Here is a 21,826-nt window from a genome sequence, read left to right as displayed (position 1 = left end):
GTACATCGCCCGCGAGCTCTACCAAATCATCACAACAAACGACCCTGACCCCGCCGCTTGACAACCATAGGAGCATCGTCGCGGTAGCTCAGATCTGTCTCTTGGGTTTCGAGGAAGAGGAGCGCGCTAGCGGCCGAACGGGTCGGGGCGCTTTTCGAGGAGGCGGTGGAGCGTCTGCTGGATCGTCTCGCGCACCTGGTCGGCGAGGTTGAAGATGACCATCGGGTCGTCGGCGTGGTCGACCAGGTCGGCGGTGGGGATCGGCGGGCAGAACTCGATGAGCCATTTGCTCGGCAGCGGCACCAGCCCGAGCGGCCCAAGCCAGGGAAAGGTCGGGGTGACCGGAAAGTACGGCAGCTTGAGCAGGCGGGCCAGCGGCTTGAGGTCGCCGAGGATCGGGTAGATCTCCTCGGCGCCGACGATGGCCACCGGGACGATCGGGGTGCCGGTGCGCAGCGCGGCCGACACGAAGCCGCCGCGGCCGAAGCGCTGGAGTTTGTACCGGTCCTTGTAGTGCTTGCCTACGCCCTTGAAGCCTTCCGGGAAGACGCCGACGAGCTCGCCGCCGCGCAGTAGGCGCTCGGCGTCCGGGTTGCAGGCCACGGTGCCGCCTGACTTGCGGGTCAGCTCGGAGAGCACGGGCACCCGGAAGACCAGGTCGGCGCCGAGCAGGCGCAGGTGGCGGGCCTTGGGGTGCTCGTCGTGCACGGCCACCGAGAGCATCAGCGCGTCCATCGCCACGGTGCCGGAGTGGTTGCCGACCACCAGGCCGGCGCCGTCGTCCGGCAGGTGTTCGAGGCCGAAGACCTCGGTGCGGAACCAGTCGCGGTAGAGCCGGCGCAGCACCGGATAGAAGACGTGGTCGGTCAGCTCCGGGTCGAAGCCGAACTCGTCCACTTCGTATTGACCGGAGAGGCGGCGGCGCAGGAAGGAGAGGGTCGAGGCGACCCGCTTGTCCCACGGGTCGCCCGGCCAGTCGTCGACAGCCGGGTCACTCATGAGGGTTCTTTCGCAGCGGAGGCGCGGACTCGCCGGATGCCGTCGAGGATGGCCCGCTCGGCGGCCGCCAGCTGGTCGGCGGTCACCACGGCGCGGTCGGCGTGCCCGCGGATGAAATCGTCGAACGCGGCCGCGGTGGTGCGCGGCTCGAAACCGTACTCCTCGACGAGGCGGGTGGTGTCGACCACCCGGCCGTGCACGAAGAGGTCGAGCTGGTCGAGACCGTAGCGACCGAGCCGCAGCCCGCCGGCGAGCGTGGCGGCGGCGGAGAGGCCGGGCTCGAAGACCGGCACGGCGAGCCGCCCGGCCCGCCGGATGGCCTGGGAGAGCGCGAGCACGCCGGCACCTGCCACGTTGAACGTGCCCGGGTGGTCTTCTACCACCGAGCGGCGCAGCACCTCGAGCGCGTCGTCGACGTGCACGAACTGGAGCCGCGGGTCGCGCCCGAACACGGTGGGCACGAGCGGCTGCGCGAAATAGCGGGTGAGGCTGGTGTCTGCCGTGGAGCCGATGAACGGCGCGAAGCGGAGCACCGTCGCGCTCACGTCGGGCCGCCGGCGGCGGAAGCCGCGCAGGTAGCCCTCGACGTCGAGGATGTCTCGCGCGAACCCGCCGCGCGGCACCTGCCGCGGCTCGGTGTCTTCGGTGAAGACGGCCGGGTCGCGGAACGAGGCGCCGTATGCCGCCGTGGACGAGCGCATCACCAGCTTGCGCAGGTGGGGTGCCCGCTGGCAGGCGGCGAGGAGCTGCAACGTGCCGATGACGTTTTGCTCCTTCATCGCCGCCCGGCCGCCCGGCTCGGGCGACGTGACGAGCGCGAGATGCACCACGACCTCGGCGTCGAGCTCGGCCACGACGGTGTTGGCGGAACCGGCGTCGGCGCGCACGTGCTCGACGCCGCCGAGCATCTCCTGGAGCTCGGCGGCGGGCTCGTTGGGGTCGAGACCCACCACGCGACCGACGCGCTCGTCGGCGGCGAGGCGGGCGGCGACATGCGCGCCGAGATGCCGGCTGATGCCGGTTACCACGACGACGCCCAAGGCGGCAGTCACCGCCACCTCACGATTCGATGGTCGCCCGGCGCACGCGCCCGGACGCGGACTTACTTACCGAGACGGCGACGCTGGACGCGGGTCTTGCGCAGCAGCTTGCGGTGCTTCTTCTTAGCCATGCGCTTGCGGCGCTTCTTGACCACCGAGCCCATACGAAAGCCTTCCCATTGCGATTTCGACTACAGCCGGTCACCGACCGGCGACCAATCTGGACAGCGGACCGGAGCTAACTGGTGGGCGCCGACGCCCGTCGGACTCACGGTCGCCCACCAGGGTAGCCCCTGTTACGCCGACTCTTGGAACGCCCCCCGAAGGTATTCGTGCACCGCGTGCTCCGGGACCCGGAACGACCGGCCAACCCGGACCGCCGTCAACTCGCCGGAGTGCACTAGCCGGTAAACGGTCATCTTCGAGACCCGCATCAGCGTCGCCACCTCGGCGACGGTCAGGAACTTGACCTCCGACAGTCTGCTCTCGGACTGTGGTGATCCTGCCATGGCTCACCAACCCATCCCATCCCCGGCGCGTGCCGCCGGGCCGGATGCGCCGCGGCGGGCAACGCGCGTGTAACTAGTACGGTACCGGGACGGCTGTGACCCACGCGATCCCTTCAGCCAGATGATCATGATCAGTCAAGTCGCCACTCCGGGCGATTAGCTTAATTCACCCCAAGGGGGCATATCCCCTCTTGTGATCGAAGCTCGGTCACTCCGTGCGGAGGGCGACCACCGGGTCGAGGCGGCCGGCACGCTGGGCCGGCACCACGCCGAAGATGATCCCCACCGCGGCCGAGACGCCGAACGCCAGCGCCAGCGACCACCAAGTGATCGCCGCCGGCACCGGGGAGAGCTCGCCGACCAGCAGCGCCCCGCCCACGCCGAGGGCCATGCCGGTGACCCCGCCGATGGTCGTGAGCAGCACCGCCTCCAGCAGAAACTGCACGCCGATGTCGCGCGGCCGGGCACCGACCGCCTTGCGCAGGCCGATCTCCCGGGTCCGCTCGCGCACCGAGACGAGCATGATGTTGGAGACACCCACGCCGCCCACGAGCAGCGAGATGCCCGCGATGGCCGCCAGCACACCGGTCAGCACGCCGAGGATGTCCCCGAGTACACCGAGGATCTGCTCCTGCGTCACGGCGCTGAACTCGGTGTCCGGGTGGCGCTTGCTGAGCTCGGCCACGATCCGCTCGCCGAGCGCGTCGATCCGCTCCCGGTCGGGCGCCTTGACCGCGATGCCGTCGATGCGGTTGGTGCCGTACAGCCGGTGTGCCGTCGTCACCGGGATGTGCACCTCGTCGTCCCGGTCGACGCCGAGGCTCTGCCCGAGCGGCGCGAATACGCCGATCACGCGAAACCGCACGCCCGCGACCGACACCTGCTGGCCGACCGGGTCGCGGTCGCCGAAGAGGGTACGAGCCACGGTCGCGCCGAGCACCGCCACCCGCCGCGCCGTGTCCACATCGGACGCCGTGAGGTAGCTGCCCCGCCCGACATCGCGGACGAAGACCTGCGGCGTCGTCTCCAGCACGCCCTGCACGGTGGTGAACGTGGAACGGGTGCCGGCGCGGACCGTCTCGCCGGACGTGACCGTGACCGCCACCCGCGACGGATCGCCGACCACCCGGCTCACGGCGTCTACATCGGACAGTGAGAGGCGGGAGACGGAGGGCGCGGAGTTGAACTCCAGCCGCCCCGGCACGACGATCAGCAGGTTGGAGCCGAGCCCCTCGACCTGCTGCTCCACCTCGCGCTTGGCACCGGTGCCGATCGCGACGAGCACGACCACCGCGGCGACGCCGATCACCACGCCGAGCATGGTCAGCCCGCTGCGCAACCGGTTGGCCCGCAGGGCGTCGAGCGCGACCCGCCAGGCCTCGACGATCCTCACTCCGCGCCCTCGGGCACGATCTGGCCGTCGCGCATCGCGATCTGCCGGTGGGCCCGGGCGGCCACGTCGCGGTCGTGGGTGACGATCACGAGAGCCACGCCGGAGGTCGAGTTCAGGTCTTCGAGCAGGCCCAGCACGGCGGCGCCGGTCGCGGTGTCGAGGTTGCCGGTCGGCTCGTCGGCCAGCAGCACCGCCGGGTCGGTGACCAGCGCCCGCGCGATCGCCACCCGCTGCTGCTCGCCGCCGGAAAGCTGGTTGGGCCGGTGGTGGAGCCGGTGGCCGAGCCCCACCCGCTCCAGCATCTCCGCCGCCTTCGCCCGCCGCTGCCGGGCGCCCACGCCGCGGTACACGAGGGGCAGCGCCACGTTGTCGACCGCCGACGTCCGGGGCAGCAGGTGGAACGCCTGGAAGACGAAGCCGATCGTCTCGTTGCGCAGCCGCGCCATCTCCGGCGCGGAGAGCGTCGACACGTCTCGCCCGCCGATGACCAGGCGGCCACCGGTCGGCTGGTCGAGCCCACCGAGCAGGTGCATCAGCGTCGACTTGCCCGAGCCCGACGGCCCGACGATCGCCACGTAGTCGCCCGGCTCGACGACAAGGGAGACGCCTCGCAGAGCCGGTACGGAAACCCCGTCCAGCTCGTACGTCCGGGTGACGTCAGCCGCTTCGACCGTCACGATCTCACGGCACTTCTTGGCCGGCGGTGACCTGGTCGGTGCCGCGGACCACCACGCTGTCGCCGGGCGCCACCCCGGTGACGATCTGCACGACGTCTTGCCCCTGCACGCCGACGGTCACGTCGACCCGGGCGGCGCGGCCGTCGCGGACCACCCAGACCGCGTCGCGGCCGTCGGCGGAGAAGACCGCCGCGGCGGGCACGGTGACCGCGTCGGCCGCCTCGCGCACCTGGAGATGGACGACCGCGCTCATGCCCGGCCGGGGTGGCGGGGCGTCGCGGCCGTCGCCGAACTGCCCGGCGCCGAGGGCGAGCCGGACGCGGTACGCGACGCCGCCGCGCGCCGAGGCGGTCGGCAGCACGTCGACCGAGCGGACCTCGCCCGCGTACGTGGCGCCGGTCGCCGCGTCGAGCTCCACCGTCGCCTTCAGGCCGGGGCGGACCAGCAGCACATCGGTCTCGTCGACCTCGGCGACGAGACCGAGTGCGGACACGTCGACGATCGTCAGGATGGCGGTGCCCGCGGTGACCTGGCCGCCGACCGGCACGGCGACGTCGACGCCGGCCGCCGGGCCCTGCGCCGCGGGCGGGTTCAGCGCGCCGGTGGGCAGCTGCGCACCGGACCCGCCGAGCAGCCCGGCCAGCGCCTCGGCGGACGCGCCGCCGGCCGGCGCGGCGGCACCACCGAGCTGCACCACGCCGGGAATCGGCGCCCGCAGGGTCAGCGCATCCACAGTGGACTTTGCCAGGTCGTAGGCCTGCTGCGCCTGGAGGCGCTGGGCGGCCGAGAGCGCGCTGACCGCCGAGCTGAGCCCGGCCACGCCCCGCTGCACCGCGCGGACCGCTTGGCCGGCGGCGCGAGCGGCCGCCTCGTACTGCTTCTCCGCCGCGTCGACGTTGGCGAGCAGCACGCCGCGGATCCGCTGATCGGCGATCTTGCCGGCGGCGGCGCGGGCGGCGTCGAACGCGGCGGCCGCGGCCTTGTCGGTATTGCGCTGGACGGTCGTGAGGTTGACCCCGCCGCCGAAGCCGCCACCCGCCCGCTTGGCCGCGTCGAGCGCCGCCTTGGCCTGGGTGAGCCGCTGCTTGGCACCGGGCGAGTCGACGACCGCGAGCACCTGGCCGCGCCGCACGGTGGCGCCCGGACCCACCCGCATCACGGCGAGCGTGCCGTCGGCCGGTGAAGTGAGCGTGGCGGCCGCCTTCGCGGTGACCGAGGCCGGTGCGTCGACCACCTCCGCCACCTCGCCGCGGGACGCATTGCCAAGGGCCACGGCCGACTCGTCGTCGCCACAGGACGCGGCTGTCGCGCCGAGCGCGAGGAGGGCAGCGCCGGCGAGCAGGATCAGTCTTCGTGGCGGGGGGACGCCAGACACCCGAGTAATCCTACGAGGCCGCGCTCCGCACGTACGACACGCAGTCGTCCTGAAGGGCCTGCCACGGCTCGCCGAAGACCTTGGTGGACGCCGCCTCGGGTGACTTTCGCTCGTGCACGACCGCCTTGAAGAACGCGAGCATCGCCTCCTCGCCGTAGCGGTCGACGAGGTGGCGGACGGCGAGGTAGCCGACCCCGTACGCGGCGCTGACCTGCCAGTCCGTGGCTCGCTCGCCCGGCTCGGCCGCGCTCAGCGGACCGCGCCACCCGCCGGACACGAGCCGCCGCACGTCGCCCAGGCTCTCGTACCGGCTGACCGGCCGCCCGCCCGCGGCGGCGAGGTCGGCGAGGCCCTCGACCAGCCACCAGTTTTCACCGGTGCGGTAGCCGCCGCCGGGCAGCGAGGCCGCGTGCGTCATCTCGTGCCGTAGCAGGTCGTCGAGCACGCTGCTGTGCAGGCCCTTCGCGTTGAGCACCACGTCGAAGTGGCCACCCCCGACCGGCACCGCGTATCCGGCGGTCCACTCCGGCCGGTCGCCGCCGTACCAGCGCCGCCACTCCTTCTCGCCGGCGTAGAAGACCTGGTAGTGCCGGGGCGGCAGGCCACCGACCGCGTACCGGTCGGCGACCTCGGCCGCCCGCTCGGCCTCGCGCAGCACCTCGGCGAGGTGGCCCTTCTGCGCCGCCGTCGTGGCGACCACCGCCCGCTTGCCCAGGGCGACCACCAGGTCGCTGGCCTCCCACGGCCGCGGACCGTCCTGCGCCGAGGGCGACGGCGCCAGGGCGACCATGCGTGGCACGCCGCCGCGGTCGACCCAGGTCGTCTCGATGGATACCGGACCGGTGAGGCAGCCCGGGTCGACGAAGCAGTGCTCGTACGTCACCGCGACCCGCCACCGCGACCCGGCCCGGTCCGGGATGTCGGTGATCCGCACCTGCCAGGCGGTGACCTTCAGCGCCCGCAGCGACCGGAACTGCCGCCGCAGCGCACCGACCGCCGCCGACTTCGGCTCGGCGACCGCGAGGAACCCCCGCTCGTCGCCGCGGAGCAGCGCGCCGGCCTGCTCGGTGAGCACATCCGCGATCCGCTCGCGCAGCCAGAGCTGGGTCATCTGCTCCGGGTCGCCCGGCTCGGGGCTGTGGATGGCGATCGGGCTGGCGCTGGCCGACGCGCCCGGGCCGTGGTCGCGGAGGGTAACGATCACGACCAGCGGGACGGCGCAGGACAGCACCACGGCGACCGACCCGAGCGCCAGCCACAGCGGCCAGCGCCGGCGCGATCCCGGCTCCGGCCCCGGTGCGTCCGTCACACGCGGGACCTTAGCTCACGCCTTGCGGCTGACCGCCTTGAGGAAGAAGCTGACATTCGCCGGCCGTTCGGCCAGGCGGCGCATCAGGTACGGGTACCACTCCGTGCCGTATGGCACGTAGACACGCACCGTGTATCCCTCGGCGGCCAGGCGGGCCTGCTCGTCCGGGCGCACGCCGTACAGCAGCTGGAACTCGAACTCGTCGGGCGACCGGTCGAACCACCGCGCCCGGTCTTCGCCGATCGCGATCAGCCGGGGGTCGTGGGTGGCGAGCATCGGGTAGCCATCGCCCGACATGAGGATGTTGAGGCAGCGCACGAACGACTTGTCGACGTCCAGAGTGGATTGGTACGCCACCGACTCGGGCTCCTTGTAGGCCCCCTTGCACAACCGCACCCGCGAGCCCGCGGTCGCCAGCTCCCGGCAGTCGGCCTCGGTGCGCCGCAGGTAGGCCTGGAGCACGGCCCCGGTGGTCGGGAAGTCGGTGCGCAGCTTGGTCAGGATGTCCAAGGTGGAGTCGGTGGTGGTGTGGTCTTCCGCGTCCAGCGTCACCGTGGTGCCGGCCTCCGATGCGGCCAGGCAGATCGCTCGCGCCCCGTCGTACGCCAGCTGCTCGTCGAACTTCTGCCCGAGCGCGGAGAGCTTGACGCTCACCTCCGCGGCCGGGGTCAGCTCCGCGTCGCGGAGGGCGTGCAGCAACGCGACGTAGGCCTCGCGGGTGGTGACCGCCTGCTCGGGCGTCTCGGTGTCCTCACCGAGCACATCCAGGCTCACCGAAAGGCCGTCGGCGACCAGCTCACCGGTCGCCCGCAGCGCGTCGTCCGGCGACGTGCCGGCGACGAACCGCCGCACCACACCACGCGTGAGCGGCGCAGTCTCGACGAGCCGCTCCATCCGGGAAGACCGGGAAGCGGCGAGGATGACCGATCGCAGCATGAGGCGAGCGTAACGCCCGCCCCGCGGAGTGGCCCGGTTACCGTCCGCACGAGCGTGACGCGCCATGAGGGCCCCAAGTCGTCTACGGTTGTCGGGTGAACTTCGACGCGTACGCCAGGACGGCCGTTGACCTTGTCAACGCGTCGCTGGACGACCTCGACGGCCTCCGGGGCCTCTTCGGCGAGGAAAACTCCTGGATGGCCACCGAGGCAGTCGAGCGCGACCTGGCCATCTTCCGCCGGGCGCAAAAGCGCCTGCGAGATGTCTTCGAGTTCGGCACGTCCGGCCGCGACATCGAGGCTGTCGCCGAGCTCAACGCGCTGCTGGAGACCTTCCCGGTCCAGCCGCGCATCTCCGGTCACGACGCCAACGACTGGCACATGCACGTGACAAGCCGGGGCGCCTCCGTCAGCGCCGAGTACCTCGCCGGCGCCGTCTGGGGCCTGGCCGTGTGGCTCTGTGAGTTCGGCAGCGCCCGCTTCGGCGTCTGCGCCGACGAGCGCTGCGGCAACGTCTACCTGGACACCTCGTCCAACAACTGCCGGCGGTTCTGCTCGGAGCGGTGCGCCACCCGCTCCCACGTGGCCGCCCACCGCGCGCGCAAGAAGGAAAAGCTGCTTACCGCGGTGTGACCGGCGTCGGGGTGGCGAGATGCTGCCGGGCGTAGGCCAGCGACTCTCGCAGGTCGGCCTCGCGGACCGCCCGGCTGCTCGCCTTGCGCGTCGCCACCTCGACCGCCACCGAACCCGTGAAACCCCGCCCTGCCAGCGACGCCAGCAGCTCGCCGCAGGGCTGGCTGCCGCGCCCGGGCACCAGGTGCTCGTCGCGCCCCTCGCCCGTGCCGTCGCCGAGGTGCACGTGGGCGAGCTGGGCACCCATCGTGTCGGCCATGGCCAGCGGGTCGGTGCGGGAGGCCGCGCAGTGGGAGAGGTCGAGCGTGTACGCGTCGTAGCCGGTCTCGGTGGGATCCCAACCCGGCACGTACGGCACGAACTCGCGGCCGGCCATCCGCACCGGATACATGTTTTCCACCGCGAACGTGACATCCGGGTGCTTAGCGGCCAAGCGGGCCAGCCCGGCACCAAAGCCGCGCGCGTAGTCACGCTGCCAGGTGAACGGCGGGTGCACCACCACGGTGGGTGCGCCTAGCGTCTCGGCCAGCATCGCCGCCCGCCGCAGCCGCTCCCACGGGTCGGAGCTCCACACCCGCTGGGTGACCAGCAGGCACGGTGCGTGCACGGACAGCACCGGCACGCCGTAGTGCGTCGACAGGCCGCGCAGGGCACCGGCGTCCTGGCTGACCGCGTCGGTCCAGACCATGACCTCGATGCCGTCGTAGCCCAGGGTGGCGGCCATCTCGAACGCCGCCGCCGTCGGCTCGGGGAAGACGGAGGAGCTGGACAGGAGTACGGGGACGCGGGAACTCACGCTTGCCAGGGTATCGCCACGGTGGTAAATGCGCTTTGGCGCTACGCCGGCTCCAATTGGTCTAGACGGCGAAGAATGACCCCTTCGCGCAGTGCCCAGGGGCAGATGTCGACCGCGTCGATGTTGAGCCGGCGCATCGTCGCCTCGGCCACGACCGCGCCGGCGAGCAGCTGGTGGGCCCGGCGGCCGCTCACACCCTCCAAACCGGACAGTTCACGGGGAGAGATGTGGCGGATGAATCCGATCACCTGCCGGAGTCCGTCGCGGTGCAGCCGCCGGGGCGCCCACAGCCCGGCCGTCGAAGGGGCGGCGCCGGCGAGGCGGGCCAGCGAGCGGAACGTCTTCGACGTGGCGACCGGACGGTCCCAGCCGACCTCGGAAAGCTTCTGCACGGCCGGATCGAGCATCTCCTCGACGTACTCGGCCAGCTCGTCGACCCGGTGCGCGGACGGCGGCGTGGCGGTGCTGCCGTCGATGTGCAGCCGGTCGCGGGTCAGCCGGCCGGCGCCGAGCGGCAGCGACATGGCGAGGTCGGGGTCTTCGTCGATGCCGGCCGCGAGCTCCAGCGAGCCGCCGCCGATGTCCATCACCAGCAGGCGCCCGGCGGACCAGCCGAACCACCGCCGCACCGCGAGGAACGTGGCCCGCGCCTCGTCCGCGCCGGAGAGCACCTGAAGGCGTACCCCCGTCTCCTCCCGGACCCGCGAGAGCACGGCGGCGGAGTTTGTGGCGTCGCGGACCGCGGAGGTCGCGAATGCCAGCAGGTCGTCGGTGACCAGCCGGGCCGCCGCGGTCATCGCGTCGGCGGCCGCCTTGACGAGTGCGTCGGCGCCGGACTTGGTGAGCGCGCCGTCCTTGCCGATCTGCTCGGCCAGCCGGAGCACCGCCTTTTCGGAGTGGGCCGGCCAGGGGTGTGCGCCGTGGTGTGCGTCCACGACCAGAAGATGCACGGTATTGGACCCGACGTCGAGGACACCCAGCCGCATAGTTCAAACCTTACGGGTACCACGCGCGTAAGCTGACCAGGTGGCAAGCCTGCACGTCCTCGTCGACGACCCCCAAGACCCGCGGAGTAAGGAAGTCTCGCTCGACTTCCCCCGGGAGTGGATCGAGTTCGTCGACCCGGAGGACCCAAAGCACGTCGTACGTGCCGATCTCACTTGGCTGCTCTCCCGATGGACGTGCGTCTTCGGCAAGGCGTGTCACGGGATCATCGCCGGCCGCGCAGCCGACGGATGCTGCTCGCACGGCGCGTTCTTCACCGACTCGGACGACGAAAACCGGGTCAAGGCGGCGGTCAAGCGGCTGACGCCGGAGACCTGGCAGCACTACCGGCGCGGGTTCAAAAACTATACGGAGATGGACTCCATCGACGGCAAAAACCCGGCCCGCCGCACGGCCACGCAAGGCGAAGAGGGCCCGTGCGTGTTCCTCAACGACGCCGACTTCACCGGCGGTGGCGGCTGCGCCCTGCACGCACAGGCGCTCCGCGACGGCGTTCACCCGTTGGAGTACAAGCCGGACGTGTGCTGGCAGCTCCCGGTGCGCCGCGAGCAGGAGTGGTCCAAGCGGCCAGATGGCACCAAGGTGCTGGTGACGACGCTGACCGAGTTCGACCGGCGCGGCTGGGGCTCCGGCGGCCACGACCTCGACTGGTGGTGCACCTCGTCGCCGGAGGCACATGTTGGCACCGAGGCGATGTACCTGTCGTACGAGCCGGAGCTGACCGCGCTGGTCGGCAAGGCGGCGTACGCGAAGCTGGCCGAGATGTGCGCGGCACGGGCAAAGCAGGGCGTGATCGCCGAGCATCCGGCGACCACGGCCGCTGCTGTGCCGGTCAAGATCTCGAAGCGCCGGCCGCCCCGGTCTCAGGGCTCGAACTTGTAGCCAAGGCCGCGGACGGTGACGATGTAGCGCGGCGTGCTCGGCTCCGGCTCGACCTTCGACCGGAGCCGCTTTACGTGCACGTCCAGCGTCTTCGTGTCGCCCACGTAGTCGGCGCCCCACACCCGGTCGATCAGCTGGCCCCGGGTGAGCACTCGGCCGGCGTTGCGGAGCAACAGCTCCAGCAGCTCGAACTCCTTCAGCGGCAGCTGCACGGCCGCACCGGCCACGGTCACGACGTGGCGCTCGACGTCCATGCGCACCGGGCCGGCGGCCAGGGTGGGCGCGGAAAGCTCCACCGCGTCGACGCTCTGGCGGCGCAGCACGGCTCGGATGCGGGCGACCAGCTCGCGCGGCGAGTACGGCTTTGTCACGTAGTCGTCGGCTCCTATTTCCAGCCCGACGACCTTGTCGATCTCGCTGTCTCGCGCGGTCACCATGATGATCGGGACGTGGGAGCGCTGGCGCAGCTGGCGGCACACCTCGGTGCCCGACATCTCGGGCAGCATCAGGTCGAGCAGCACTATGTCCGCACCGGTCCGGTCGAACTCGGTGAGGGCGGAGGTGCCGGTCGCGGCGACCGAGACCTCGAACCCCTCCTTGCGGAGCATGTATGACAAGGCGTCGGAGAACGACTCCTCATCCTCGACCACGAGCACGCGGGCCAACGGACTTTCCTTCCTGTTGCTCGTCAGGCCTGTCGAAGCTCGGCCGGACCGGCCTCGATCTCAACTGACGGTGGTAGCGGCAGTACGGCGTCCGGCGGACGGGCGGGCAGCCGGATGGTGAACGTCGACCCTCCGCCCAGCCTGCTCGTCACCTCCACACGGCCACCGTGGTTTGTCGCGATGTGCTTGACAATTGCCAGGCCGAGGCCGGTGCCGCCGGTCGCGCGGGACCTCGCCTGGTCGGCCCTGTAAAACCGCTCGAAGATCCGGTCGAGGTCGCTCGGCCCGATCCCGATGCCCTGGTCGGTCACCGCGATCTCAACGTACTCGTCGTCACCGCGCGTGACCACATCCACTTTCGTGTGCTCCGCCGAGTAGGCGATCGCGTTTTCCACCAGGTTGGCGACGGCGGTGGCGATCTGGCTGTCGCTGCCGTACACCGTCAGGCCGCGGTCACCGGTCACGTCGACCTCGATGCTCCGGGCGGACGCGGCGGTGCGGGTGCGGTCGATGACCTCGGCCACCACCCAGTCGATCGCGACCGGCTCGGGCGCGGGCAACGGCTCGGCGCCCTGGAGCCGGGTCAGCTCCAGCAGCTCGTTGACGAGGCGGCCGAGGCGGGTGGACTCGGATTGGATCCGCTCCGCGAACCGGCGGGCGGCCGCCACGTCTTCGGCGGGGTCGGTGGTGACGCTATCCGGGTCGGTCGCGTCGAGCAGCGCCTCGGCCAGCAGCTGTAGCGCGCCGATCGGGGTCTTCAGCTCGTGGCTGACATTGGCGACGAAGTCGCGCCGCACCCGGTCGACCCGGTGCGACTCGGTCACGTCGGCGGCCTCGACGGAGACGAAGTTTCCACCCAGCGCGACCGCGCGCAGGTGGACGCCGAGCGGCGACTGCGGCCCGCCCTCCCGGCCTCGGGGCAGGTCGAGCTCCACCTCGCGGCGCACGCCCGTGCGGCGCACCTGGCCAGCCAGCGTGCGCACGATCGGGTGGGCGGCGATGGTGCCCGGCTGGGGTCCGGCGCGCAGGAGGCCCATCGCGCGTGCCGCCGGGTTGACCAGCACGGGCGTGTCGTCCTGATCGAGCACGACGACGCCGACCCGCAGCGCGTCGAGGCTCTTGCGGCCCAGCCCGGAGACCTGGCCCTGCTGATCCTTGGCGATAGCCGGCCTCCCGTTGTCGCGAGTGGCTTCTCCGAAGCCCCCGGCAGCAGCGCCCTCTCCCGCCGGCGACCGGCCGCCGGCAGGGACGAGCGGACCGCGCACCCCCGCGCGGCCGCGCACGGCGAGCAACGCAGCGGCTCCGGCCATCAGGCCGATGACGCTGCCGACCACGCCGGCTCCGACCGCCCACTCCACGTCGCGATCGTAGGGTCATTGTTAACCCAACTGATTCGCAGAATAGGACAAACCTGACCCGCTTCCAAGAGTGTTCACCGCTCGGCCGAGCGTCGTTCACCCCCGGACCGCGAAGATCACGAGGTATCGCCTAGCATCAACGCGATGCGTGACGAGCTGCGGGCAGACCTTCTCGAGGTGGGACGCCTCCTGGTTTCCATGGCCGAGGCGGTGCGTACGGCTATGTCTCACGCGACGGAGGCGCTGCTCACCGCCAACCGCGAGATCTGCGAGACGGTCGTCAGCCGCGACGCCGAGGTCGACGATCTCCAGCGACAGGTCGAGCAGCAGGTCTACGACACGCTCGCCCGCCAGGCCCCGGTCGCCACCGACCTCCGGCTCGTGATCACGGGCATCCAGATCGGCGCCGACCTGGAGCGGATGGGCGACCTCGCCGGCCACGTGGCCAAGACCGCACTGCGGCGCTACCCCGCGCCGGCCGTGCCGCCCGAGCTGCGCGAGGTGATCACCTCGATGGGCGGGGTGGCCGACCGGATGGCGGGCAAGGTGGGCCTGGCGCTCACCACGCAAAACGCGCGGCTCGGCGCCGAGCTCGAGGGCGACGACGACGCGATGGACGACCTACAGCGGCGACTCTTCAGCATCCTGCTGCACAAAGACTGGCCACACGGCGCCGAGGCCGCGATCGACGGCGCGCTGCTCGGCCGCTTCTACGAGCGCTACGCCGACCACTCCGTCAACGCCGGCCAGCAGGTCGTCTACCTGGTCACCGGCGAGACCACCGAGCCACCCAGCGCCGGCTGACCCATTCGAGCTACCGGCTGTTGCTCCCGCGACCTCAGCCGTTCGTGCGGCGTCGCGGTGTTTGTCCACAATGTCGCTTTGGCCGCTTGCTCACGCTGCGTGATGCGGCCTCGCGTCGGGATCAGTCGGCGTCGCGGGCGGCCGCCTGCTGGCGGATCCTGCGAACGAGGAAGAGGCTTCCCGCGGCGTGGGGCTTGTCGCGCGGAGCTGGCAGCGGAGGTCGGGGGTTTCGGCTCGCCCGCGAGCCGCCGACCTCCGCGGTCTCCGGCGGGAGCAGCGGTCCGCAGGTGACGCGGACCCGGGAAATACGGGGTAAATGTCCTAACGGCCCTGGTTGGCGACCGCAGCGGCGGCTTCCTTGGCCGCGTCCGGGTCGAGGTAGGTGCCGCCGGCCGTGACCGGGCGCAGGGAGGCGTCGAGGTCGTAGCGGAGCGGGATGCCGGTGGGGATGTTGAGCTTGGCGATTGCCTCGTCGGAGATGCCGTCGAGGTGCTTGACCACGGCGCGCAGCGAGTTGCCGTGGGCGGCCACCAGCACGGTGCGGCCGGCGAGCAGGTCGGGCACGATCGCGTCGTACCAGTACGGCAGGGCGCGGGCGAGCACGTCCTTGAGGCACTCGGTGCGGGGCATCAGCTCGGGCGGGAGCGTGGCGTAGCGGGCGTCGCCGGCCTGCGACCACTCGTCGTTGTCGTCGATCGGCGGCGGTGGCGTGTCGTACGAGCGGCGCCAGAGCATGAACTGCTCCTCGCCGTACTGCTCCAGGGTCTGCTTCTTGTTTTTGCCCTGGAGGGCGCCGTAGTGCCGCTCGTTGAGCCGCCACGAGCGGCGGACGGCGATCCAGTGGCGGTCGGCCGCGTTGAGCGCCAGGTCGGCGGTGCGGATGGCGCGCCGCAGCACGCTTGTGTGCAGCACGTCGGGGAGCAGGCCGTGCTCGCGGAGCAGGTCGCCACCGCGCCGCGCCTCGGCCTCGCCCTTGGCGGTCAGGTCGACGTCGACCCACCCGGTGAAGAGGTTCTTCGCGTTCCACTCGCTCTCACCGTGCCGTAGCAGCACCAGCGTCCCCAGAGTCATAGGGATCATCCTGCCACCGTGACCGCCACCACATGGAAATCGGGATGCGCGGCTCCCACTCACCGGACTAGCTTGTAAGGAACGGCATGGGTGGCAGCCGTTACGGGGGAGGGGTCTGGCGTGCGCAGCTGGTTACGGGAGACCACGGGTGGGCTTCCCACCACCTTCTGGTACCTGTGGACCGGCACCCTGGTCAACCGCCTTGGCTCGTTCGTCATGATCTTCATGGCGATCTACCTCACGAGCGAGCGCCACTTCACCCAGACCCAGGCCGGCCTCGTGATCGGCTTCTTCGGGGCCGGCAGCGCGATCGGCGTGATGGTCGGCGGCGTACTGGCCGACCGCTGGGGGCGCCGCCCCACGCTCTTCACCGCCCACCTGGGCGCGGCGACCACGCTGCTGGTGCTGGGCTTCGCCCGCGACCGCTGGACCATCACGCTCTGCGCGCTGGTGCTCGGCTTCTTCACGGACGCGACCCGCCCCGCGTTTCAGGCGATGATGGTCGACGTCGTGCCGCAGCGCGACCGGCTGCGGGCGTTCTCGCTCAACTACTGGGCCATCAACCTCGGCTTCGCGTTCGCCGCGGTGCTCGCCGGCCTCGCCGCGCAGGCCGACTTCCTGCTGCTCTTCCTGGTCGACGCGACCACCACGCTGCTCACCGCCGGCATCATCTTCGTGAAGGTGCGGGAGACCCGGCGGCCGCAGGGCTTCGCGCGGCGCCGCGACACCAGCGCGCCGGCGGCCGGCCTGCACACCGTCTTCGCCGACCGGGTGTTCCTCGGCTTCCTGCTGCTCAACCTGCTCACCGCGGTGGTCTTCCTCCAGCACATCTCGATGCTGCCGATCGCGATGGGGCAGGACGGGCTGTCGCCGTCGACGTTCGGCTGGGTGATCGCGCTCAACGGGGTGCTGATCGTCGCGGGCCAGCTCTTCGTCCCGCGCCTCATCCGCGGCCGCGACCGCTCCCGCACGCTCGCCGTCGCCTCGCTCGTCACCGGCCTCGGCTTCGGCCTGACCGTGGTGGCCGACGTCCCCTGGGTGTACGCGGTCACGGTCCTCATCTGGACGTTGGGCGAGATGCTCACGTCGCCCTCCAACGCGACGCTGATCGCCGAGCTCTCGCCGGCGAGCATCCGCGGGCGCTACCAAGGGGTGTTCTCGCTCTCCTGGTCGGCGGCGGCGTTCCTCGCGCCGACGCTGGGCGGCTTCGTTATGGAGCACGCCGGCAACAGCGCACTGTGGCTGGGCGCCGCGGGCATCGCCGCCGTCGTCGCGGCCGGCCAGATCCTCTCCGGCCCGTCACGCGAGCGGCGCGTGGCCGCCCTGGCGGCCAAGCCCGAGCCCGTCCTCGTTACCTGACGGGAGTTGGTGGGCCACACCGTTCGCCAGCAACACCTCGGCGTCGGGCACGGACCACTCCTCAAGTACCTCCCGCGTGTGTTCGCCGGGCAGGGGTGGCGGGAGCGACGGCACAGCGGCGGGTGTGGCCGAAAAGCGCGGGGCCGGCGCGGGCTGGCGCACGCCGTCCACCTCCACGAAGGCGCCACGGGCGCTCAGATGCGGGTCCGCGGGCGCCTCGTCCAGTGACAGCACCGGTGCCACGCAGCCGTCGCCGTCCGCGAAGACCCGGGTCCACTCGTCCCGGGTGCGGGCGGCGACACGGGCCGCGATGAGCGTACGGAGGCGGGGCCAGGACGCCACATCGAGCTGGTCCGGTGTCTCGGCCGGCTCGAGCCCCAGGCGGTCGGCGAACTCGGCGAAGAACTTCGGCTCCAGCGGGCCCACCGCGAGGTGGCGGCCGTCGGCGGTCTCGTACACGCCGTAGAAGGGTGCCCCGCCGTCGAGCAGGTTGGCGCCACGCCGGTCCTGCCATAATCCACTGTGGACCAGACCGTACAGCTGAGTGGCCAGAAGCGTTGTGCCGTCTACGATCGCGGCGTCCACCACCTGGCCCGCGCCGGTACGCTGGGCCTGCCACAGCGCGGCGAGCACGCCGGCCACCAGCAGCATCCCGCCGCCGCCGTAGTCGCCGAGCAGGTTGAGCGGGGGCACCGGTGGGCCGTCCGCCGGGCCGATCGCGTGCAGCACGCCGGTACGGGCCAGGTAGGTGATGTCGTGCCCGGCAGTGCTGGCGAGCGGACCATCCTGCCCCCAGCCGGTGACCCGGCCGTACACGAGGCGGGGGTTGACCGCGAGGCACTCGGTCGGCCCGATGCCCAGCCGCTCGGCCACGCCTGGGCGAAAGCCCTCGATCAGCACGTCGGCTCGTGAGGCGAGCGCGCGAACCAGCGCCGCGCCCTCGGGGCGCCTGAGGTCGACGGCGATCGAGCGCTTGCCCCGGCCCTGGAGATCCTCGCGCGGTGGGAGCGGTACCGCGTGTGCGCCAACGCGGTCGACACGCACCACCGTGGCACCGAGGTCGGCGAGCACCATGCCGGCGAAGGGAGCGGGCCCGAGCCCAGCCATCTCGATGACGCCCAGCCCAGCAAGGGGTCCAGTCATAAGAGCGACTCTAGGCGGAACGGGATCTTCGGCCCGGCGGCGGCGGGCGACACTCACCCCCGTAAGCGTCGCCCGCTCTCGCCGCCGGTCTTAGGTGGCGCCGTCCCCCAACGGCGTGTTGTCGCCACCCATCCCCCAGCGCTTATCCTGGCGCGGTCCCGACGACGGACCCTAGCTCCCCCGAACTGTTTGCCAGGTGCGGCGCGTGCTGATCACGTTACGGCGCAACGCTTTCTTGACACAAGGCGATTACGTTGTCTCGCCCGTCACACCGTTTGACTGCCGGTCCGCGGGGAACATGTGGGAAAAAGCCTGAAGGTTGGCCAGCGACTCGCCGCGCTTGACCCGCCACTCCCACTCGCGCCGGATCGCCGTGCCGAAGCCGATTTCGAGCATGGTGTCGAACGATTCGTCCGCGTACGTCAGCACGGATCCCAGCAACCGGTCGAGCTCGTCTTCGTCGAGCCCGGACAGTCCCACCCGGCCGGTCAGATAGACGTCGCCAACGGTGTCGATGGAGAAGGCCACCCCGTACATGCGGGCGTTGCGGCGCAGCAGCCACGCCCACAGCTCCTCGCGCCGCTCGTCCGGCTGGCGCATCACGAACGCCTCGACGCGCAGCGCGTGCTCGCCCACGATCAGGTTGCACACCGTCTTGAGCTTGTGGGTGCCGGGCAGCGTCACCGCGTAGGCGAGCTCGCCGGTCGCCTCGCACGGCAGCTCGCGCTCGGCGCAGACCGACTCGATCAGCGCGCCGACCTCTGCCCGGGTGGTCACGCCAGCGCCCGCAGGGCCGCGGCGTCGGCGTCGATCGAGGAGGCCATGCGCTCGCGATGCTCGGTCACCGCCTCACGGTAGACCGCGAGCAGCCCCGACGCCGTGCGGGTCCAGGAGAAGTTACGGGCGTGCCGGACCGCACCGGCGGCCAGCTCCTCGCGCCGCCCCGGACACGCCAGCAGCTTGCCGAGCACGATCGCCCAGTCGACCGGACAGTGCCCGTCGACGAGCACGCCGCTCACGCCGTCCCGTACCGCCGTCACCAGCCCGCCGACCGCGGCTGCCACCACCGGCGTGCCGCACGCCTGCGCCTCGAGCGCGACGAGCCCGAACGACTCGTTGTGCGACGGCACCGCGACGATGTCCGCGGCCCGGTAGAGGGCCGGCAGGTCCGCGCCGGTCTGCGGCGCCATGAAGCGGACCGAGTCGGCGACGCCGAGCGAGTTGGCGAGGTCGATGAGCGCGGTGGGCTGGTCGAGGCCGCTGCCGCTCGGCCCGCCGCAGATCACCACCGTGACAAGCTCGGCCAGCTCGGGCTCGCGGTCGAGCAGGGCGGCCAGCGAACGCAGCAGCACATCGGGCGCCTTGAGCGGCTGGATGCGGCCGACGAACGCGATCACGTAGCCCCGCTCGGGCAGGCCCAGCCGGCGCCGGGCCGCGGTCCGGTCTCCCGGGCGGAAGCGCTCCAGGTCGACGCCCGGCTCGACGACGGCGACGCGGGCCGGGTCGGCGCCGTACCGCGTGATGAGGTCGCGGGCCTCGACCTGGGTGTTGGCGACGAGCCGGTCGGCGACGGCGACCACCTGGTCCTCGCCCACCACGCGGGCCAGCGGCTCGGGGCGGTCGCCGTCGGCGAGCTGGGAGTTCTTGACCTTGGCGAGCGTGTGCGCGGTGTGCACGAGCGGCACGCCCCACCGCTCCTTGGCCAGCCAGCCGACCTGGCCGGAGAGCCAATAGTGCGAGTGGATCAGGTCGTAGTAGCCCGGCGGGTGGGCGGCCTCGGCGCGCAGCACCCCGTTGGTGAACGCACACATCTGACCCGGCAGGTCTTCCTTGGCCAGCCCTTCGAGCGGGCCGGACATAATGTGCCGGACGGTCACCCCGGGAGACATCTCCACGCACGCCGGGCGGTCCCTCGACGTGGCCCGAGTGAAGATCTCCACCTCGACCCCGGCGTCGGCGAGCCGGCGGGCGACCTCCACGACGTACACGTTGAGGCCACCGGCGTCACCGGTGCCCGGCTGGTCCAGCGGAGACGTGTGCACGGACAGGGTGGCGATGCGCCGCGGCGTCGGCCAGTGCGACAAGGGTGCTCCTTCCACGACGGCGAATACTCACGCCCCCCGGCAATGCAACCCCCGCGGCCGGACCCATCTTCCCGATAACCAGTTGAACGTGCATATAACGTGCCCCCAGACGTGATCCACCTCTCATACGTGAGCGAGCTTGCGAGCGAACCATCAGGCTCAGGGGTCTAACGCACGGCGTTAGGCCGCGCGGCCAGACGGGCTTCAGCCTGAGGAAGAATCGACGCCATGACCTCCTCGATCGCGATCGTGACCGGCGCCTCCAGCGGTATCGGCGCCGCCACCGCCCGGCGGCTGGCCGCCGAGGGCTTCCACGTCGTCGCCGCCGCCCGCCGAGCCGACCGGCTCGACGCCCTGGTGAAGGAGATCGCCGGCGCCGGGGGTGAAGCCACCGCCCTGACCTGCGACGTCACGTCGGACGAGTCGGTGGCCGCGCTGGCCGCCGGTGTCGGCGAGCTCGGCCGGCCGGTCTCGGTCCTGGTCAACAACGCCGGCGGCGCCCGCGGCCTGGATCCGGTGGAGAGCGGGTCGGTCGCCGACTGGCAGTGGATGTTCGACGTCAACGTGCTCGGCACCGTCCGGGTGACCCAGGCCTTCCTGCCGGCGCTGGACGCGTCGGGCGCGGGCACCGTCGTCGTGCTCAGCTCCACGGCGGGTCTCATCGTGTACGAGGGCGGCGGTGGCTACGCCGCGGCCAAGCACGCGCAGACCGCGGTCGCCGAGACGCTGCGGCTGGAGCTGAGCGGCCGGCCGATCCGGGTTGTCGAGATCGACCCGGGCATGGTGCGCACCGAGGAGTTCGGGCTGACCCGCTTCGGCGGCGACGCGCAGAAAGCCGACGCGGTGTACGCGGGCGTGGCCGAGCCGCTCGTCGCCGACGACATCGCCGACTGCATCGCGTGGACGGTGACCCGCCCGCACCACGTCAACATCGACCGCATCGTGGTCCGCCCGCTCGCCCAGGCCGCACAGCACAAGGTGCACCGGGTGTTCTGATGGCCGCTCGGCCGCAGGGCGAGATCACTCGCGGGACCACCAACCCCAACCGGCTCCGGCGGGTGGACAAATGGATCGCGGCCACGCTCGGCGGGATGCTGCGCGACGCGGCCGACCCGCTGGTGATCGACCTCGGATACGGCGCGAGCCCGGTGACCGCCGTCGAGCTGCGCGCCCGGCTGGTGTCCGCGGTCCGCTCCGACGTGCGCGTGGTGGGGCTGGAGATCGATCCCGCGCGGGTGGCGGCCGCCGCGCCCATGGCCGACCCGCCCGGCTTGACGTTCGCGCGCGGCGGGTTCGAGCTCGCCGGCCTGCGCCCGGCGGTGGTACGCGCGTTCAACGTCCTGCGCCAGTACGAGGAGTCGGCCGTGGAAGCCGCCTGGCGGACCATGGCCGTGGCGCTCGCCCCGGGCGGCGCGGTGGTAGAGGGCACCTGCGACGAGCTGGGCCGCCTCGCCTCCTGGGTGCTGCTCGACGCGTCCGGCCCGCGTACCCTCACGCTCGCCGCCAAACTGTCCACTCTGGACACACCGGCCACGCTCGCCGAGCGGCTGCCCAAAGCGCTCATCCACCACAACGTGCCGGGCGAGCCGGTCCACGCGTTCGTGTCCGCATTGGACGAAGGATGGCGGGACGCCGCGCCGTACGCCACGTTCGGGCCTCGGCAGCGTTGGCTGCGCGCGGTCTACGCCATACGGGCGGCGGGCTGGCCGATCGTGGACCGGCCAGCCCGCTGGCGTCATGGCGAAGTCACGGTCTCCTGGCCGGCCGTGGCGACCGGCCAGGGTTGACC

Annotated in this window: 23 protein-coding genes; 6 read left to right on the top strand and 17 right to left on the bottom strand. The window is 71.8% G+C overall.

All coding sequences use genetic code 11. The features are described from left to right. Nucleotides 1-126: 126 nt before the first annotated feature. From ACTMTJ_RS25430 to ACTMTJ_RS25390, 9 genes are all read right to left on the bottom strand, one after another. Nucleotides 127-999 (bottom strand): lysophospholipid acyltransferase family protein, encoded by an 873-nt coding sequence (locus ACTMTJ_RS25430; protein ID WP_441220212.1) that lies wholly within the window; start codon nt 997-999, stop codon nt 127-129. After that, nucleotides 996-2,051, bottom strand: coding sequence for an NAD-dependent epimerase/dehydratase family protein (locus tag ACTMTJ_RS25425; protein ID WP_441220211.1), 1,056 nt, complete (start codon nt 2,049-2,051; stop codon nt 996-998). The genes ACTMTJ_RS25430 and ACTMTJ_RS25425 overlap by 4 nt, the downstream gene beginning before the upstream one ends. Nucleotides 2,052-2,101: 50 nt before the next feature. Next, complete coding sequence (locus ACTMTJ_RS25420) at nt 2,102-2,203, bottom strand: 30S ribosomal protein bS22 (RefSeq protein ID WP_007465623.1); 102 nt, start codon at nt 2,201-2,203, stop codon at nt 2,102-2,104. Between the two features lie 132 nt (nt 2,204-2,335). Then, nucleotides 2,336-2,548, bottom strand: coding sequence for a helix-turn-helix domain-containing protein (locus tag ACTMTJ_RS25415; protein ID WP_173040309.1), 213 nt, complete (start codon nt 2,546-2,548; stop codon nt 2,336-2,338). Nucleotides 2,549-2,756: 208 nt separating this feature from the next. Next, nucleotides 2,757-3,941: an ABC transporter permease gene (locus ACTMTJ_RS25410; protein ID WP_441220210.1), complete on the bottom strand. Its 1,185-nt coding sequence runs from the start codon at nt 3,939-3,941 to the stop codon at nt 2,757-2,759. Next, a complete protein-coding gene (locus tag ACTMTJ_RS25405; protein WP_441220232.1) occupies nt 3,938-4,621 on the bottom strand; it encodes an ABC transporter ATP-binding protein in 684 nt (227 codons plus the stop codon). Before ACTMTJ_RS25405 ends, ACTMTJ_RS25410 begins: the two co-directional genes overlap by 4 nt. A gap of 1 nt (nt 4,622) precedes the next feature. Continuing rightward, complete coding sequence (locus tag ACTMTJ_RS25400) at nt 4,623-6,002, bottom strand: efflux RND transporter periplasmic adaptor subunit (protein WP_441220231.1); 1,380 nt, start codon at nt 6,000-6,002, stop codon at nt 4,623-4,625. A gap of 1 nt (nt 6,003) precedes the next feature. Then, complete coding sequence (locus ACTMTJ_RS25395; protein ID WP_441220209.1) at nt 6,004-7,302, bottom strand: hypothetical protein; 1,299 nt, start codon at nt 7,300-7,302, stop codon at nt 6,004-6,006. Between the two features lie 15 nt (nt 7,303-7,317). Next, the gene (locus ACTMTJ_RS25390; protein WP_441220208.1) at nt 7,318-8,238 is read right to left on the bottom strand and encodes a proline dehydrogenase family protein; all 921 of its coding nucleotides are present in this window, start codon (nt 8,236-8,238) and stop codon (nt 7,318-7,320) included. A gap of 95 nt (nt 8,239-8,333) precedes the next feature. Here ACTMTJ_RS25390 and ACTMTJ_RS25385 point away from each other — a divergent pair, with 95 nt between their 5' ends. Then, complete coding sequence (locus ACTMTJ_RS25385) at nt 8,334-8,870, top strand: CGNR zinc finger domain-containing protein (protein WP_441220207.1); 537 nt, start codon at nt 8,334-8,336, stop codon at nt 8,868-8,870. Here ACTMTJ_RS25385 and ACTMTJ_RS25380 read toward each other — a convergent pair. Both ACTMTJ_RS25380 and ACTMTJ_RS25375 read right to left on the bottom strand, forming a co-directional pair. Further along, nucleotides 8,857-9,666, bottom strand: a complete 810-nt coding sequence (locus ACTMTJ_RS25380; RefSeq protein ID WP_441220206.1) for a sugar phosphate isomerase/epimerase family protein — start codon at nt 9,664-9,666, stop codon at nt 8,857-8,859. The genes ACTMTJ_RS25385 and ACTMTJ_RS25380 overlap by 14 nt on opposite strands. Nucleotides 9,667-9,707: 41 nt before the next feature. Beyond that, a complete protein-coding gene (locus ACTMTJ_RS25375; RefSeq protein WP_441220205.1) occupies nt 9,708-10,652 on the bottom strand; it encodes a Ppx/GppA phosphatase family protein in 945 nt (314 codons plus the stop codon). Between the two features lie 40 nt (nt 10,653-10,692). On the opposite strand from ACTMTJ_RS25375, the gene ACTMTJ_RS25370 reads away from it, so the two are divergent. Beyond that, nucleotides 10,693-11,553 carry a hypothetical protein gene (locus ACTMTJ_RS25370; protein WP_441220204.1) on the top strand — a complete coding sequence of 287 codons (861 nt, stop codon included), beginning with the start codon at nt 10,693-10,695 and terminating at the stop codon, nt 11,551-11,553. Here the strand turns inward: ACTMTJ_RS25370 and ACTMTJ_RS25365 are convergent. Together ACTMTJ_RS25365 and ACTMTJ_RS25360 are read right to left on the bottom strand one after the other, a co-directional pair. Further along, nucleotides 11,535-12,218: a response regulator transcription factor gene (locus tag ACTMTJ_RS25365; RefSeq protein ID WP_173040329.1), complete on the bottom strand. Its 684-nt coding sequence runs from the start codon at nt 12,216-12,218 to the stop codon at nt 11,535-11,537. The two genes, ACTMTJ_RS25370 and ACTMTJ_RS25365, sit on opposite strands and share 19 nt — an antisense overlap. Nucleotides 12,219-12,241: 23 nt before the next feature. Then, the gene (locus ACTMTJ_RS25360; RefSeq protein WP_441220203.1) at nt 12,242-13,576 is read right to left on the bottom strand and encodes a sensor histidine kinase; all 1,335 of its coding nucleotides are present in this window, start codon (nt 13,574-13,576) and stop codon (nt 12,242-12,244) included. Between the two features lie 144 nt (nt 13,577-13,720). Here ACTMTJ_RS25360 and phoU point away from each other — a divergent pair, with 144 nt between their 5' ends. Beyond that, a complete protein-coding gene (gene phoU, locus ACTMTJ_RS25355) occupies nt 13,721-14,380 on the top strand; it encodes a phosphate signaling complex protein PhoU (protein ID WP_441220202.1) in 660 nt (219 codons plus the stop codon). Nucleotides 14,381-14,701: 321 nt separating this feature from the next. On the opposite strand, the gene ACTMTJ_RS25350 is transcribed toward phoU, so the two are convergent. Further along, complete coding sequence (locus ACTMTJ_RS25350) at nt 14,702-15,451, bottom strand: phosphoglyceromutase (RefSeq protein WP_441220201.1); 750 nt, start codon at nt 15,449-15,451, stop codon at nt 14,702-14,704. A gap of 120 nt (nt 15,452-15,571) precedes the next feature. On the opposite strand from ACTMTJ_RS25350, the gene ACTMTJ_RS25345 reads away from it, so the two are divergent. Beyond that, nucleotides 15,572-16,810, top strand: a complete 1,239-nt coding sequence (locus ACTMTJ_RS25345) for an MDR family MFS transporter (RefSeq protein WP_441220200.1) — start codon at nt 15,572-15,574, stop codon at nt 16,808-16,810. On the opposite strand, the gene ACTMTJ_RS25340 is transcribed toward ACTMTJ_RS25345, so the two are convergent. The 3 genes from ACTMTJ_RS25340 to mshA form a co-directional block, all read right to left on the bottom strand. After that, the gene (locus tag ACTMTJ_RS25340) at nt 16,751-17,953 is read right to left on the bottom strand and encodes a CaiB/BaiF CoA transferase family protein (protein ID WP_441220199.1); all 1,203 of its coding nucleotides are present in this window, start codon (nt 17,951-17,953) and stop codon (nt 16,751-16,753) included. The two genes, ACTMTJ_RS25345 and ACTMTJ_RS25340, sit on opposite strands and share 60 nt — an antisense overlap. A 249-nt stretch (nt 17,954-18,202) precedes the next feature. Then, nucleotides 18,203-18,730, bottom strand: a complete 528-nt coding sequence (locus tag ACTMTJ_RS25335) for a YbjN domain-containing protein (RefSeq protein WP_441220198.1) — start codon at nt 18,728-18,730, stop codon at nt 18,203-18,205. Beyond that, the gene (gene mshA, locus ACTMTJ_RS25330; RefSeq protein WP_441220197.1) at nt 18,727-20,037 is read right to left on the bottom strand and encodes a D-inositol-3-phosphate glycosyltransferase; all 1,311 of its coding nucleotides are present in this window, start codon (nt 20,035-20,037) and stop codon (nt 18,727-18,729) included. Before mshA ends, ACTMTJ_RS25335 begins: the two co-directional genes overlap by 4 nt. 228 nt (nt 20,038-20,265) lie before the next feature. On the opposite strand from mshA, the gene ACTMTJ_RS25325 reads away from it, so the two are divergent. Together ACTMTJ_RS25325 and ACTMTJ_RS25320 are read left to right on the top strand one after the other, a co-directional pair. Continuing rightward, nucleotides 20,266-21,033, top strand: coding sequence for an SDR family oxidoreductase (locus ACTMTJ_RS25325; RefSeq protein WP_441220196.1), 768 nt, complete (start codon nt 20,266-20,268; stop codon nt 21,031-21,033). Continuing rightward, on the top strand, nt 21,030-21,824 hold the full coding sequence (locus tag ACTMTJ_RS25320; RefSeq protein WP_441220230.1) for a class I SAM-dependent methyltransferase: 795 nt from the start codon (nt 21,030-21,032) through the stop codon (nt 21,822-21,824). The genes ACTMTJ_RS25325 and ACTMTJ_RS25320 overlap by 4 nt, the downstream gene beginning before the upstream one ends. The last annotated feature ends 2 nt before the right edge of the window (nt 21,825-21,826 follow it).

The sequence above is a fragment of the Phytohabitans sp. LJ34 genome (genome assembly GCF_052068095.1).
In the GTDB taxonomy this organism is placed as follows: domain Bacteria; phylum Actinomycetota; class Actinomycetes; order Mycobacteriales; family Micromonosporaceae; genus Phytohabitans.
Note: the sequence above shows the minus strand (reverse complement) of the source record. Positions and strands in the feature narration are given on the sequence as shown.

Coding starts and splice junctions, on each gene's coding strand:
- ACTMTJ_RS25430 (WP_441220212.1), bottom strand. CDS start 999: ATGAGTGACCCGGCTGTCGACGACTGGCCGGGCGACCCGTGGGACAAG.
- ACTMTJ_RS25420 (WP_007465623.1), bottom strand. CDS start 2,203: ATGGGCTCGGTGGTCAAGAAGCGCCGCAAGCGCATGGCTAAGAAGAAG.
- ACTMTJ_RS25415 (WP_173040309.1), bottom strand. CDS start 2,548: ATGGCAGGATCACCACAGTCCGAGAGCAGACTGTCGGAGGTCAAGTTC.
- ACTMTJ_RS25390 (WP_441220208.1), bottom strand. CDS start 8,238: ATGCTGCGATCGGTCATCCTCGCCGCTTCCCGGTCTTCCCGGATGGAG.
- ACTMTJ_RS25375 (WP_441220205.1), bottom strand. CDS start 10,652: ATGCGGCTGGGTGTCCTCGACGTCGGGTCCAATACCGTGCATCTTCTG.
- phoU (WP_441220202.1), top strand. CDS start 13,721: ATGCGTGACGAGCTGCGGGCAGACCTTCTCGAGGTGGGACGCCTCCTG.
- ACTMTJ_RS25350 (WP_441220201.1), bottom strand. CDS start 15,451: ATGACTCTGGGGACGCTGGTGCTGCTACGGCACGGTGAGAGCGAGTGG.
- ACTMTJ_RS25340 (WP_441220199.1), bottom strand. CDS start 17,953: ATGACTGGACCCCTTGCTGGGCTGGGCGTCATCGAGATGGCTGGGCTC.
- ACTMTJ_RS25325 (WP_441220196.1), top strand. CDS start 20,266: ATGACCTCCTCGATCGCGATCGTGACCGGCGCCTCCAGCGGTATCGGC.